The following is a 15,234-nucleotide window of genomic DNA, read 5'->3' as shown; positions in this document are numbered from 1 at the left end:
GGATGGAGAAATTACTACTACACGAACCACAGCCAAAAGAGATTAGCCAAGCTGGATTGGTATATTCTGCAGCGATTAACCCGGTGGTATGCAAAGAAGAGGCAGCGCAGGAGTTGGATGAGTTCAGGACCTGAAGTCAAGTATATTGCTAACATGTATGGACTAAAAACGTTATTGTGATCTGCATGCCCATGAAAGACGAACATCGGAAAGCCGTATGAGGGAAAACCTCATGTACGGTTTGATGAGGAGGGGCTGGTTTGAATCCAGCCCTTTACTCTAGAAATCATAGAATTTATACGTTTTCAGCGGAGCTGAACAATTTGAGTATCACATGAAAAATCACAATATTTTTTACAAAATATTTAAGTGAAAAAAAGTACAATATTTGTGACCAAAATCACAAAGTTAAAATTTTATCTATTTTAAAATTGAACTATAAGATATCAGGCATTGTCAGTCCATAAGAGAGAACAGCAGACAGGCAGGCATTGCTAAGGAGGGCTACAGTATGAGCAAGAGACGAGAGCAACTGGTACTGATTGGGAACGGGATGGCTGGAGTAGGTACATTAGAACAGATCATCAAGCTGGGCGGTGAATATGACCTGCACGTGTTCGGTAGCGAGCCGTACCCTAACTATAACCGGATCATGCTGTCTTACGTATTGGAAGGAAGCAAGACGGTTGAGGATATCATTCTGAACGACTGGGACTGGTACAAGGATAACGGTATCCAGCTTCACACGGATACTACCGTAGTGAAGATTGATGCCGAAGCCAAGACCATCTCTACGGACAAGGGTCAGACACTGGCCTATGACAAAGTGATTATCGCAACTGGCTCGAAGCCATTCATGCTCCCGATTCCGGGAATCGAGCGTGAGGGCGTCATCGGCTTCCGTGACGTGGCTGACTGTAGACAAATGATTGAGGCAGCAGGGACCTATCGCAAGGCAGCGGTAATCGGTGGTGGATTGCTTGGTCTGGAAGCGGCGAAGGGGCTTGTGAACCTGGGCATGGACGTGACCGTTGTGCATCTGATGGAGGATCTGATGGAACGTCAATTGGACCCTGCTGCTTCCTTGATGCTGAAGGCAGAGCTAGAGCGTCAGGGTATCAAATTTGCAATGGGCAAACAGACTGTAGAGCTGACTGGCGACGAACGGGTGACAGGACTGCGCTTCAGTGACAATAGTGAGCTTGAGGCCGATCTGGTTGTCATGGCCGTAGGGATCAAGCCGAATACAGACGTAGCTGTAGCAAGTGGAATGAACGTGAATCGCGGGATCGTCGTGGATGACTACATGAGAACCTCTCTTCCAGATGTGTACGCGGTAGGCGAATGCACAGAGCACCGTGGTGTATGCTATGGTCTGGTAGCGCCGCTCTTTGAGCAAGGTGCAGTGCTGGCGAAGCATTTGTGTGGTACAGAGACTCAAGCCTATGAAGGATCTGTCGTATCCACGAAGCTGAAGATTTCCGGGGTGGACGTCTTCTCCGCAGGTGAGTTCCTGGATACCCCAGAGCATACCGTAATTACTGCGAAGGATGAATGGAAACGTACCTACAAAAAAGTGTTGCTGCGCAATAATGTAATTGTCGGAGCGGTATTGTTCGGGGACGTGACCGAGTCGGCTAATCTGCAGAAGCTTGTGCGTCAAGGAACAGAGATGAATGATGAGATCTACGGCTCCATTATGGGAACCGGGTGCGCTGGACATAAAGCAGCTTCGGCTTCGGTAGCTACCATGCCTGATGACGAGATTGTGTGCGGCTGTAACGGTGTGACCAAGCTGGCAATCGTAGAGGCCATTACAGATCAAGGACTGACAACAGTAGATGAGATCAAAGCCTGTACGGGGGCTACTCGTTCATGTGGTGGCTGTAAGCCGATGGTGGAGCAGATCCTGCAATATGTGCTTGGAGATGGCTTCGAGAGTGCTGCCAAGCAAGGTATCTGTAGCTGTACATCATTGAGCCGCGATGAGATTGTAGCTGAGATTAAGGCCAAAGGGCTGACTACATCGCGTGAGGTCATGAATGTACTGGGCTGGTCCCAGCCTGAGGGATGCTCGAAGTGCAGACCGGCGCTTAACTACTACCTCGGCATGATCAACCCAGATACCCATGAAGATGAAGCAGAGTCGCGCTTCGTGAACGAACGTATGAGTGCCAATATTCAGAAAGACGGAACCTATACTGTCGTACCAAGAATGTACGGTGGGGTCACAACACCAGAAGATTTGAAGAAAATCGCCGATGTATCACTTAAATATGATGTGAAGGTAGTTAAGGTGACAGGCGGTCAACGTTTGGATTTGATCGGTGTGAAGAAAGAGGATCTGCCGAAGGTATGGGAAGAGCTGGATATGCCTTCCGGCTATGCTTATGCCAAATCGCTTCGTACAGTCAAGACCTGTGTCGGCTCGCAATTCTGCCGCTTTGGTACCCAGGATTCAATGGCGATGGGCGCCCTATTGGAACGTAAGTTTGAGCGGCTTGATCTCCCAGCGAAGTTCAAATACGCTGTCAACGGATGTCCTCGGAACTGCGCAGAATCCTGCACCAAGGATATCGGTATCGTCGGCAACGATGGTGGCTGGGAAATATTCGTGGGTGGCAATGGCGGTATCAAGGCTCGCTTGGCAGACTCGCTCTGCAAGGTGAAGACAGATCAGGAACTGATCGATATCTGTGCGGCAGTTATGCAATATTACCGTGAGACAGGGAATTACCTGGAGCGGACTTCGGAATGGGTGGAGCGTATTGGAATTGAAGACATTCGTGCTCGTACCGTGGAAGATCTGGAGAACCGCAAGGCACTGGTTGAGCGAATCGAATTCGCGCTGGCTCAGGTAGAGGACCCATGGAAGAAGATCCTGAATAATCCGGAGAAACGCGAAGTGCTCTTCGAGAAAAAAGAACCAGTGATGTAACAGCTCGTACACGAGATCGCTATCATTCGAAGCTCTCATGCTGATGTTGCAGTTCTGAGAGCTTCGCATAGCAGTGAGTCACAATAGTACATTAATACAGGAGGCGAAGGACCTTGAAAACCACAACAGAGTACTGCGCGGTAGGACGTCAGGAGGAATTCTTTCCTATGATCGGACGTGTAATCCAACTGAAAGATGTAGAGATTGCTGTATTCCGTACATCCGACGGACAGATCTACGCAGTGGAGAACCGTAATCCTCATCCGAAAGGTGGCCCATTGGCCGAAGGCATCGTCTCAGGGCACTATCTCTATGATCCGCTCTATGATTGGAAGATTAATCTGGAGGATGGTCAGGTGCAGGCACCCGATCAGGGACAGGTTCGCACCTTTCCGGTCAGACTGGAGCAGGATCAGATTATGATTTTGGCCTAGCAGGCCGTAGACTAGCATTGGAAGCGTAACTTAGGAGGTGTGTCCCATGTTTGCACCCGACGTGGAGACGATGGTAGAAGCCGCAGTAAATAAAGTCAAAAGAATGAACGAAAGCTGGCCCAGGTATATGGTCGCAGCGCTGCTTGCCGGCGCCTATGTAGGCTTGGGAATCATCTTAATCTTTTCTCTGGGGGCTCCACTGGCTGCTATAAAGTCCCCGTTTCAGCCACTGATTATGGGGGCATCCTTCGGGATTGCTCTCACCCTGGTCGTGTTCGCTGGCTCAGAGCTGTTCACGGGCAATAATATGTTCCTCACGGTGAGTACGATTGCCAAGCGCACGACGGTGACGGATACATTGAAGAACTGGGGACTTGTTTTTATTGGTAACCTGGCAGGTGCTGTGCTACTGTCCTATCTGATTGCTGGGACCGGACTATTTCGGGGAATTCCCCAAGATCATCTGATCTTTGCTGCTGCTGCCAAAAAAATGAGTCTGCCATACACGGATTTGTTCTTCCGCGGTATTCTGTGTAACTGGCTTGTATGTCTTGCCTTGTGGATGTCCTCTCGTGCGAAGAGTGAGGCGGCCCGGCTGGTACTCATCTGGTGGTGTCTGTTTGCCTTTATCGCGAGCGGCTATGAGCATAGTGTTGCGAATATGACGTTGCTGACTGTAGCCTGGGTGCTGCCTAACCATCCTGAGACGATTACATTGGCAGGCTGGCTGCACAACATGATTCCCGTTACCTTGGGGAATATCGTAGGTGGGGCTGTCTTTGTGGGTATGGCATATAGCTATATTTCCTCCTATAGCAAGCTTGGCAAGTCTCGTTCCTAGTACCTTGAGCAGATGAAATGCGAGTGTAGGACTGATTTCCGCTAACGACTACGTTCCTCGATCATTCAACCTGAAATCATGCTCGGACAAAGCTCCAAGATGGGCTAGAAGAGTATATGAAAGAGTATGTGAACTATAAAAGCCAGATCTCTGCAGCGATGTAAGCTAGAGGATTTGGTTTTTTTGGGAGCCATACTATAGGAAATGATAACGTTCAGTCATCTAGGTAGATTCCTCTAATACACGATCAGAGGTGCTATAGCTAGTAGCGTGCTTGCTGGGCGATGGAGAAGGTATGGCGCCTAGGCAGTCGTCTAGCTATCTGCTGCGCAGTCTCTGTGATTGATTGATGGCAATTGTGGCAAAGTCGTCCCTCACCGATCGGATGACGGCAGGATTCACAAGGATAGGTCAGATTAGCGTATGTATATGAAAATTTGCGTGCCTTGACCCAATGAGCAACCTGCGCATATTCGATCCTGGCGGCGTTGCTTAGTTCCTCTGTCGTCGCCTGCGGATGCTTCCATAAATAATCGGTGCAGAAATCAAGCTTGCGGTCCTTATCCGAGCTGCAGTTCTGGCAGAGGTTGCGAGGATTTCTACGAAATATGGAACCACATTCAGGACAGTTCATTGTCTGTAACTCCATAATAATCATTCCTTTGTCATGTCGGATTTGAGTCTATGGATATATAATACTATGACTTATTGACTATATCCACTAGTTATTTAGACTTAAGAACTATTTATATATAAATAAACTAATTACACATGGATCTTAGTACCTATTTGTCGAGGATATTGGAAAAGTCATATTTTCACAATGTTATAGTATTACCCCATTGTATTCCGATTATTCAGCAGATATGCTGTGTGAAGGTCTCTTTTACGGTGGGAAGTATGGACATAGACATAATCCAGTACTTCCAGTACTGGACTAGCTCAAATATATGAAGCGGGGGAATTAGTGAGATGAATCATGAATGGACACCATTATTCGAAGTAGAGCTCATTGATGTCATACGACTTAACAGCATCCATGCCTTGCAGGTGGGCCAGCCCGAGGCAGTCGTAGTGAGCAGTCTGGGGGAGCCTGAATTGCCCGCTGCAAAAGTAAGTAAAAAATCGACAATGGTCCATTATACATACGGTAACGTTACAGTGATTGTAGAGCATGGGGATGTGATCGCAATGGATATTGATCTGCATGGTAATCGACAGAAGGTAGTACATCCGGGAATAGTTGCTACATGGGGATTGAAGGAATGGCAAAGCTTTGCTGAGGATCAGGGCTGGAGTCTGGAGCATGTCCATGATATTGTCCAGATCCGGGGGGAAGTCATCACTCTTGGTCTATCTCTTGACGGCAAAATAGGGATGGTATCCATGCGGTAGTAAGTAGCAGGTTCGAGTTAAGTAGACCTTGTTTACCGCTTCGATAAGAACCAATGAACTAATGAATCAATGAACCAATGGACCGATCTCATCCAGTTGATGTGGTTGCAAAAAAGTGTCCCAAGAGCCGTAAATGGGCTGTTTGGGACACCTTTATTTTTTACGTAAGCTAATCCTCCATCTTAAATTCCGATAGCTGCGCTGTAAACAAACTTCACTTATGAGGCAGCTGCGTGTTCCCGCCTAGCCAAGCGTCGGTGGGCTATGAGCAGCAGGGGCAGTCCCAGAGCTGTCGTCAATGCAAGTGGGGCGAAGATAAGTAGGCCGTTATGTACTCCGACTTCATCAAGCAGGAGACCTCCCAGTATCGGGGCCAACACGTTGCCTATATTGTTGAAGCCAATAGTACCAAAATAGGTGCCACGCCATTCCGGCTGGGCGATGCGGTCAATTAGTACGTCCATCATCGTGAACATGAGCACCTCACCAACGGTAAACAAGACGACACCAAGCATCAGTATCATTAACCCGCTTGCCGTACCGAAGACGAGCAGACTGGCGGCTACGCAAAGATTACCCAGGATTAGGGGAATAACAGGCGGGAATTTACTCGCTGCCTTGACCACTGGATACTGAACGACAAGGACGGTAATCGCATTGAGCGTCAGCATGTAGGAGAAGAGGCGGGTGCCGTCCTCGAACAATGGACTGGTAGCGAGATATTGCGCCAAGGTTGAGCTGAAATGACCGTAGCCAAGCACGCAGAAGACCGTGCCGATTAGAATCGGCAAGAACACTTTGTCACGGCTAGTCGTGCGTAATGCTTCGCGAATGCTCGGAGAGCTGCCAGTCTCAGCTGCAGCCACAGGAACCGCATGGGATCTGAATTGGATAAAGATGACCACACCATACACAATATAGATCAATCCAGCGATCATAAAGGGAAATGTGGACTGTGCGGAGCCTAGTGCCACGCCAAGGAGCGGACCGAACACAACACCTAGATTAATAGCAAAATACCGCAGGTTGAATACGAGCAGCTTCTTGTCCTTGGGCGTGACATCTGCCAGCAATGCACGTGAAGCGGGTTCGAACACCGAACGGCACAAGCCATTCAAGGTATTCATAACAAAGAAGACCCACAGATGCTCTGCTGCAGCGAAGCCAAAGAACACGCATGCCCAGACGAATACGGAGATGAGCATGACTTTTTTTCGTCCGATTCGATCTGAGACGTAGCCGCCATGAAAGCTTACCAATACCCCTGCGAGTGCACTGACAGCAACCGTAAATCCGGCCTCTGTAGCGGAGGTGCCAAGCACCTGAATCAAGTAGATGGATAGAAAAGGGATGCTCATGGATGTAACAAGTCTGCCAAAGATGGTGCCGACAATGATGGTCCAGGCCAATGGATGGATATGACGCAAGGGATGTGACATGACGTAGGGGTTCTCCTTCTGCTTAATGATGTATATAATTGTAACGAGAAAAGAGGGCAATAAAAGTGTAAACGTGAGATTAATCATTTCACCTTTTATTCCTGGCGAAAGGGTGGACAGATGGATCCTTACGAGGCACATTTTATCAAATTGGCACACACACTGGGGGGACCCAGAATGTCAGATGAGCAACCCCATCCAGCCATACCTGTCACGATTGATCAGCTCAGCGAATTATTGAATTGTTCGTCTCGCAACGTGAAGATCATCCTTCGCCGATTAGAGGATATGCGTTACATTCACTGGACACCAGGGCGTGGAAGGGGACATATATCGCGCCTTCAGCTCCTTCGCACCCCCAATGAGGTCATTACCGATGTATTTCACACCAAGCTCAAGCAGGGAAATATTAAGGCGGCGATTGATCTGATAGGCAGATCTGAGCTGGATGATGGTCGTAGAGAGCAACTATGGCTTGCTTTCCATGCTGAGATGGGCATGACCCGTCAGATGACCGCAGCAGGCGGAGCCGATGTACTCCAGATGTCCCGATATCGCAGACTGGAGCCGTTGGACCCGGCATTAGTCTACACGGCTTTCGAAGCCTATTTGCTGGAGCAAATATGCAGTACACTGATCAGTTATGATGCGAATAGCATGCGTTTCCAGCCCAAGCTCGCTCATCTCTGGGAGCATAATGATGATTACACGCGTTGGACCTTCTATTTGCGCAAGGGAGTCCAATTTCATAACGGTAAATCCTTCACGGCTGAAGACGTAAAGTATACCGTGGAACGATTGCAAGGGAGCTATGGCTCTGGAACCTGGCAATTAGAACAGCTTGAACGTGTGGAGATCCATGGGAGCCATTGCCTGAGTCTGATCTTTGCCTCGCCCAATCGAATGCTATTGCATTGTGCTGCAAGCTTCACGATGAGCATACTGCCTCTGGGCTCGGACCCCCAGGTAAGCTTGATTGGAACAGGACCCTTTTGCATTACGAGTCTTACGAACACGGCACTCAGGCTCACCGCCTACGATTCCTATTTTGGGTACAGACCGCTACTTGATGAAGTTAACATCTGGTTCCTGCCTGATGTAGCTGTCCAGGATCGGAGATATCAGCTGGCAGACCGGGATGTGACGCACGATGGAACTGAAAGTTTGGCGGAGGTGAAGCAGTCAAGTGAGCTTTCTTTTGAATACCAATCGGGTGGGTGCAGGTATCTGGTCTTCAACTTCAGGAGGGAGGGGCCGCAGCATAGAGCAAGCGTTCGTGAGGCCATTCGCTGCGTGTATGACCCTGTACTGCAAATGCAGGAATTAGGGGGGAGCCGCTTGTCTCCAGCCTTCAGCTTCTTGCCGTGGAGGAGTCTCGCTATGAATTCGGAAAATGGCTGGCCCAATAAGCTGGAGGATGCCAGAAGGCTGCTTCAGGAAAGTGGATATGCGGGGGAAGAGCTTCGTCTGGCTTATAAAATGCTGGAGAAAGAATCCATTGAGGAGGCCGAGTGGCTGCGCCAGCGCTGTGAACAGATCGGTATTTGCCTGACACTGGTTCCCTTCGAGACGATAGATTTCGCATTTTTGCTGGGGCAGGCCGACCTCGTATTGGCTGAAGAAATGCTAGAGGAGGACTGGGAATGGGGACTTATCAATTTTTTCAAGACCCAATTTAATTCTCTGCATCATTTATTGGACGATGCACGTATTCAGACGATCGAGAAAATACTGGAGGGGTACTCACAATATCCTGAGGCCCAGCGGCATGACCTGCTGTATCAGGTGGAAGGGCGAATACAGGAGCATAACTGGCTGCTGTACGGCTGCCACCTAAGCAAAAAAGCCCTTTATTATCAAGGGCTGCAGGGCTTGAATACTACGAATTTCGGCTACCTAGATTTCTCTAAGCTATGGATCAAATCGCCAGAAGGGATCTAATGTCAAGGGATGTAGCGTATACGAGTGCAAGTATCCATAATCATAGCATGAGACTGAATCAGATTCGGCAGATCTCTTTCGGGCAGAGCTCACAGTGGCAAATGCCCTGAAGATGCTCCAGGTCCTTGATCACAATCATGCCACCTTCGTATTCCACGGCATCTTTCTTGCGCAGATCGCTCAGCATCCGGTTCACGCTTTCCCGCGTAGCCCCAATCATATTAGATAAGTCCGTATGGGTAATCTTCTTATTAATAATGACATGATCGCCATGAGGCTCACCATATGTGTTGTAAAGACGGATTAAAGTTGAGCACAGGGCTCCTGGCTTACCGTAGAGCATGAGATCACGGAATTTGGTCTGAGTAATGCGGTGATGGGAGCCCATCCATTTCATGAAATCAATAGCAAAATCACAATGCTGGCAGATTAATAGCTCCAAATCGGTATGATCCAGTACGCCTACCTCACTATCCTCCAGCACTTCGGCGGAGAAGGTATGCTTGGTGCCAAAGAACGGGTCAGCCTGACCGATCAGGTCCCCATCCTGATGCATGTACAGTATTAGCTCTTTGCCTTCATCGGTAGTCTTAGTGATCTTCACACGTCCTCGTTTAATATAGAACAATTTATCTGAGGTATCGCCTTCCCAGAATAAATGAGAGCCCTCAGGAACTGCTCGATCTTTCATCACGGACAGCAGTCGATTCATATTCACATCCGATATACATCCAGTATTGCCTTTGTTCAGTGTCTGTAAGTTAGGGTTGCTCATGTTCCATTTCCCCTTTGTAATGAAATGCAGAATTAAAATCATGTATCTGCAACTTCAGTATTTCAAATTAATTATATACCCTTTAGTTCAACTTGGGTGGGAAGAACTGGCGTGAAAAGTGGCGAATTTTCAAACTTTGTGAACCATTTCACTAAAAAAGGATCAAAATTGAATTAGATTGTGAAAAAAATCACATAATAAGATAACTTCCTGTGTTACGATCAGTGCGTAGAAGAGAGAGCAACTACTATAAACATGGAGGATGAGGAACATGGCTGTAAAAAATGAAGTCACGAAGGCAGCAGAACCAACTGCAGAGCAGTACATCCAAAAACTGATTGATCGTGCGAACAAGGCACAGCAAGCATTCATGGAAATGGATCAGGAGCAGATCGACAAGATCATTCAGGCAATGGCTCTTGCAGGACTGGATAAGCACATGTATCTGGCTAAGCTGGCTGTGGAAGAGACTGGCCGCGGGGTCTATGAAGACAAGATCACGAAGAACATGTTCGCTACAGAGTATATCTATCACAATATCAAGTATGACAAGACAGTAGGTGTCATTGAAGATAATGATTTTGATAGCTTCCAGAAAATTGCTGAGCCAGTCGGTATCATCATGGGGATTACGCCAGTTACGAATCCGACATCCACAACCATGTTCAAGGCGCTCATCTCCATCAAGACACGGAATCCGATTATCTTCGGCTTTCATCCATCCGCTCAGGAATGTAGCAAGGAAGCAGCCCGCATCCTGCTAGAGGCAGCAGTGAAGCATGGAGCTCCTGCTGATTGCATTCAATGGATCGAAGCACCTTCCATGGACAAAACGAACTCCCTCATGAATCACCCTGACGTTGCACTGATTCTGGCAACCGGTGGCTCCGGGATGGTTAAGGCAGCATATAGCTGCGGTAAGCCAGCACTTGGCGTTGGGCCAGGTAACGTACCTTGCTTCATTGAAAAGACAGCAGATATCAAGCAGGCCGTAACTGATCTGATTCTGTCGAAGTCCTTTGACAACGGTATGATCTGTGCTTCCGAGCAGGCTGTCATTATCGAAGAACCCATCTATGATCAAGTAAAACAATTAATGATAGCGAACGGCTGCTATTTCGTAAATAAAGAAGAAGCTGCGAAGCTCACTGGCGGAGCTATGAACGTGGAGAAATGTGCAGTGAACCCTGCGATCGTAGGGCAATCGGCTATGAAAATCGCAGAGCTGTGCGGGATCACTGTTCCAGAGGGAACCAAGATTCTCGTAGCTGAGCTGGAGGGTGTTGGCACCAAATTCCCGCTGTCCGCTGAGAAATTAAGTCCTGTACTGGCTTGCTACCGTGTCAAAAATGCAGAGCAAGGCATCGAACGCGCTGCTCAAGTTGTTGAATTCGGAGGCATGGGACACTCCTCGGCGATCCACTCGAACAATGATGAAGTCATTCAGAAGTTCGCGAACCGCCTGCAGACGGGCCGGATCATCGTCAACTCGCCTTCCACGCATGGCGCAATCGGCGACATTTACAACACGAATCTACCATCCCTGACTTTGGGCTGCGGCTCCTACGGACGGAACTCGACCTCGTCGAACGTATCGGCTGTCAATCTGATCAATGTGAAAAGGGTGGCTAAACGTACCGTGAATATGCAATGGTTCAAGATTCCTGACAAAATCTATTTCGAGAAAAATTCGACGCAATATCTGGCTAAAATGCCTGACATCACACGGGTAGCGATCGTAACTGACCCTATGATGGTCAAACTCGGCTATGTAGATAGAGTGACTCATTATCTGCGCCAGCGTCAGACGCCTGTAGCTATCGAAGTATTCTCTGAAGTGGAGCCAGATCCATCGACAACGACTGTGAAGCGTGGAACAGATATGATGAATCGCTTCCAGCCTGACTGTATCATCGCACTTGGTGGTGGTTCGCCAATGGATGCTGCGAAAGGCATGTGGCTATTCTATGAATATCCAGATACTGACTTCCATAACCTGAAGCAAAAATTCATGGATATCCGCAAACGGATCTACAAATATCCGCGTCTGGGCCAAAAAGCCAAGTTCGTAGCGATCCCTACAACATCGGGAACAGGCTCGGAGGTAACATCGTTCGCGGTCATCACTGACAAGGAGCAGGGCAACACCAAGTATCCGCTCGCAGACTATGAGCTGACTCCAGATGTAGCGATCATCGATCCGGTATTCGTATACTCCCTGCCGAAGACAGCTGTTGCTGATACAGGTATGGACGTTCTGACACATGCGATTGAGGCTTATGTGTCTGTCATGGCAAGCGACTACACCGATGGTCTGGCGATCAAGGCGATCCAACTGGTGTTCCAATACCTGGAGCAATCCGCTCTGACTGGCGACAAGCTCGCTAGAGAGAAGATGCACAATGCTTCCACACTGGCAGGTATGGCGTTCGCCAATGCTTTCCTGGGTATTAACCATAGCTTGGCGCACAAATGGGGCGGTCAATATCACACTGCGCATGGACGTACCAACGCAATCCTGATGCCTCACGTCATCCGCTACAACGCGAAGAAGCCGACCAAGTTCGCTTCCTTCCCGAAATATTCGAGCTTCGTAGCTGACGAGCGTTATGCAGAGATTGCTCGCATTCTGGGACTGCCTGCACGCACGACAGAGGAAGGCGTAGATAGCCTGATTGATGCGATCCGCAAATTGAACAAGACGCTTGGAATCGAGGAGTCGTTCCAGCAGCTTGGCTTCGATGCCAAGGACTTCGAATCCCGTGTGGATTATCTGGCTGACCGTGCATTTGAGGATCAATGTACAACAGCAAATCCAAAACTTCCACTTGTGTCGGAACTGGCGGATGTATACCGGAATGCCTTCTACGGACGTTTCAATAAATAATACAAGGGTAATGCTGTTATATACAGCCATTACCAGATGGCTCAGCTCTCCTGCGAAGGGGAGCTGAGCTTGTTACGTAAGTGAAGGGAGGAATTTTAAATATTTGTGATTTTTATCACATACTCAACTGTATCATTAATCTACAATGAAGTTGTAAGACAGATCCCACCGAACACACTAAGGTTGCTGATTGAACCATGTATTCACCTTCCCAGGAATGTGAAAACAGGCACATGAAGGCGGGATCGTTGACAACGGGTATCACACCTTCAAAGCCCGAAGTCATAACAGACAACTAAACGGAGGGATTCACATGTCGGTGATTGAGAAAACATTACAAGAGCAACAATCGGGATGGCGCGGTTTCAAAAATGGTAAATGGTCCAGAGAAGTTAATGTAAACGACTTTATCGAATTGAACATTACACCATATCATGAAGATGAGAAATTCCTGGTGGGACCTACATCAAATACTACAGCTTTGTGGGATATTATCTCCGATCTGACGAAGAAGGAACTGGCTAACGGCGGCGTACTGGATGTGGATGTGAACACTCCATCTACCATTACTTCCCACAAACCAGGATACATTGATCAAGCCAAGGAACAAATCGTCGGTGTACAGACAGACGCACCATTCAAGCGTTCCCTGCAACCATTCGGCGGCATTCGGATGATGATCGATGCATGTAAAGCTTATGGATTTGAAGTACCACAAAACATCGTTGACATATTCACCCATATTCGCAAGACTCATAACCAGGGTGTATTTGATGCCTATACAGATGAAATGAGAGCAGCCCGTAAGGCTGGGATCATCACAGGTCTTCCAGATGCTTATGGCCGCGGCCGGATTATCGGTGACTATCGCCGGGTAGCACTGTATGGAACAGACTTCTTGGTTCAAGACAAAAAAGGACAATTGAAGAGTCTTGAAGTTGACGCGATGGAAGAGGATGTTATCCGTCTGCGTGAAGAAATCTCCGAGCAAATCCGTGCACTGAATGAATTGAAGCAAATGGCAGCAGAGCATGGTCTTGATATCTCCAAGCCAGCCTTGAACGCCAAGGAAGCTTTCCAATGGGTGTACTTCGGTTACCTGGCTGCCATCAAGGAGCAGAACGGTGCAGCAATGTCGCTGGGACGCGTATCCTCTTTCTTGGATATCTACACTCAGCGTGATCTGGCTGAAGGTGTACTGACTGAGGAACAAGCACAAGAGCTGGTTGACCATTTCGTCATGAAGCTCCGTATTGTGAAATTCCTGCGTACACCTGACTATAACGAGTTGTTCAGTGGTGACCCAACGTGGGTAACTGAATCCATCGGCGGCATGTCCGTCACTGGTGAGACTCGAGTAACGAAGAACAGCTTCCGCTTCTTGCATACCCTGTACAACCTGGGACCTGCACCTGAGCCGAACCTCACTGTACTGTGGTCCGAGAAGCTGCCTGAAGCCTTCAAGAAATACTGTGCTAAAGTATCCATCGAGACTAGCTCCATTCAATATGAAAATGATGATCTGATGCGTCCAATCTATGGTGACGACTACGGCATCGCTTGCTGCGTATCCGCTATGAAGATCGGTAAGCAAATGCAATTCTTCGGAGCTCGTGCTAACCTGGCCAAAGCCCTGTTGTATGCAATCAATGGCGGTGTGGATGAAAAATCCGGTGCTCAGGTAGGTCCTGAATTCCCTGCAATCACTGGCGAAGTGCTGGACTACCAAGAGGTTATGAAACGCTTCAAGCCAATGATGGAATGGCTGGCCAAACTGTACATGAATACATTGAACGTCATTCACTACATGCATGACAAGTACAGCTACGAGCGCATTGAGATGGCGCTGCACGACCGTGATATTCTACGTACGATGGCATGTGGTATCGCAGGTCTGTCGGTAGCCGCTGACTCCCTGAGCGCTATCAAATTTGCTAAAGTAAAACCGATTCGTAATGAAAAAGGCATCGCAGTGGACTTCGAGATTGAAGGCGAGTTCCCTTGCTATGGTAACAACGACGATCGCGTCGACAGCATTGCAGTAGAGCTTGTTGAGTCCTTCATGAGCATGATCCGCAAGCATAAAGCATACCGTAATGCATTACCTACCCAATCGGTATTGACCATTACCTCCAACGTGGTATATGGCAAGAAGACTGGTACTACACCTGATGGTCGTAAAGCAGGCGAACCATTCGCACCTGGTGCGAACCCAATGCACGGTCGTGACAAGAAAGGTGCTTTGGCATCCCTGAGCTCTGTAGCGAAGCTGCCATATGAGCACAGCCTGGACGGTATCTCCAATACCTTCTCCATCGTGCCAAAAGCGCTGGGTAAGGAAGAGGAAATCCGCAAGAACAACCTGGTATCCATGATGGACGGTTACTTTGGAAGCAATGCGCACCACTTGAATGTCAACGTATTTGCCCGTGAACAACTCATGGATGCAATGGAGCATCCGGAAAATTATCCGCAGCTGACGATTCGTGTATCGGGCTACGCGGTGAACTTCATCAAGCTGACTCGCGAGCAGCAGCTTGACGTAATCAACCGTACATTCCACGGATCAATGTAACACCTACAT

Annotated in this window: 10 protein-coding genes; 7 read left to right on the top strand and 3 right to left on the bottom strand. The window is 48.4% G+C overall.

Going from position 1 to position 15,234, the window contains the following annotated elements; genetic code table 11:
- Nucleotides 1–511: 511 nt before the first annotated feature.
- The 3 genes from nirB (at nucleotide 512) to D328_RS0117960 (ending at nucleotide 4,213) form a co-directional block, all read left to right on the top strand.
- A complete protein-coding gene (gene nirB / locus D328_RS0117970; RefSeq protein WP_018886424.1) occupies nucleotides 512–2,938 on the top strand; it encodes a nitrite reductase large subunit NirB in 2,427 nt (808 codons plus the stop codon).
- A 113-nt stretch (nucleotides 2,939–3,051) separates the two neighbouring features.
- Nucleotides 3,052–3,372, top strand: a complete 321-nt coding sequence (gene nirD, locus D328_RS0117965; RefSeq protein WP_018886423.1) for a nitrite reductase small subunit NirD — start codon at nucleotides 3,052–3,054, stop codon at nucleotides 3,370–3,372.
- Nucleotides 3,373–3,418: 46 nt separating this feature from the next.
- Nucleotides 3,419–4,213 carry a formate/nitrite transporter family protein gene (locus D328_RS0117960; RefSeq protein WP_018886422.1) on the top strand — a complete coding sequence of 265 codons (795 nt, stop codon included), beginning with the start codon at nucleotides 3,419–3,421 and terminating at the stop codon, nucleotides 4,211–4,213.
- Nucleotides 4,214–4,475: 262 nt separating this feature from the next.
- Here D328_RS0117960 and D328_RS31060 read toward each other — a convergent pair whose 3' ends face one another.
- Complete coding sequence (locus D328_RS31060; protein ID WP_154659162.1) at nucleotides 4,476–4,862, bottom strand: hypothetical protein; 387 nt, start codon at nucleotides 4,860–4,862, stop codon at nucleotides 4,476–4,478.
- Between the two features lie 323 nt (nucleotides 4,863–5,185).
- Between D328_RS31060 and D328_RS0117955 the strand changes: the two genes are divergently transcribed.
- Nucleotides 5,186–5,608, top strand: a complete 423-nt coding sequence (locus D328_RS0117955) for a hypothetical protein (RefSeq protein WP_018886421.1) — start codon at nucleotides 5,186–5,188, stop codon at nucleotides 5,606–5,608.
- 218 nt (nucleotides 5,609–5,826) lie between these two features.
- On the opposite strand, the gene D328_RS0117950 is transcribed toward D328_RS0117955, so the two are convergent.
- Complete coding sequence (locus D328_RS0117950; protein ID WP_018886420.1) at nucleotides 5,827–7,047, bottom strand: MDR family MFS transporter; 1,221 nt, start codon at nucleotides 7,045–7,047, stop codon at nucleotides 5,827–5,829.
- 177 nt (nucleotides 7,048–7,224) lie between these two features.
- Here D328_RS0117950 and D328_RS0117945 point away from each other — a divergent pair, with 177 nt between their 5' ends.
- A complete protein-coding gene (locus D328_RS0117945) occupies nucleotides 7,225–8,988 on the top strand; it encodes an ABC transporter substrate-binding protein (protein WP_018886419.1) in 1,764 nt (587 codons plus the stop codon).
- A 58-nt stretch (nucleotides 8,989–9,046) separates the two neighbouring features.
- Here the strand turns inward: D328_RS0117945 and D328_RS0117940 are convergent, their stop codons facing one another.
- A complete protein-coding gene (locus D328_RS0117940) occupies nucleotides 9,047–9,763 on the bottom strand; it encodes a Crp/Fnr family transcriptional regulator (RefSeq protein ID WP_018886418.1) in 717 nt (238 codons plus the stop codon).
- Between the two features lie 271 nt (nucleotides 9,764–10,034).
- Between D328_RS0117940 and adhE the strand changes: the two genes are divergently transcribed.
- Nucleotides 10,035–12,650 carry a bifunctional acetaldehyde-CoA/alcohol dehydrogenase gene (gene adhE / locus D328_RS0117935; protein ID WP_018886417.1) on the top strand — a complete coding sequence of 872 codons (2,616 nt, stop codon included), beginning with the start codon at nucleotides 10,035–10,037 and terminating at the stop codon, nucleotides 12,648–12,650.
- Nucleotides 12,651–12,963: 313 nt separating this feature from the next.
- Nucleotides 12,964–15,225, top strand: coding sequence for a formate C-acetyltransferase (pflB, locus tag D328_RS0117930; RefSeq protein WP_018886416.1), 2,262 nt, complete (start codon nucleotides 12,964–12,966; stop codon nucleotides 15,223–15,225).
- Nucleotides 15,226–15,234: the final 9 nt, after the last annotated feature.

Source organism: Paenibacillus massiliensis 2301065 = DSM 16942 (genome assembly GCF_000377505.1).
GTDB lineage: Bacteria > Bacillota > Bacilli > Paenibacillales > Paenibacillaceae > Paenibacillus > Paenibacillus massiliensis.
This window is presented reverse-complemented; position numbering and strand designations above follow the sequence as displayed.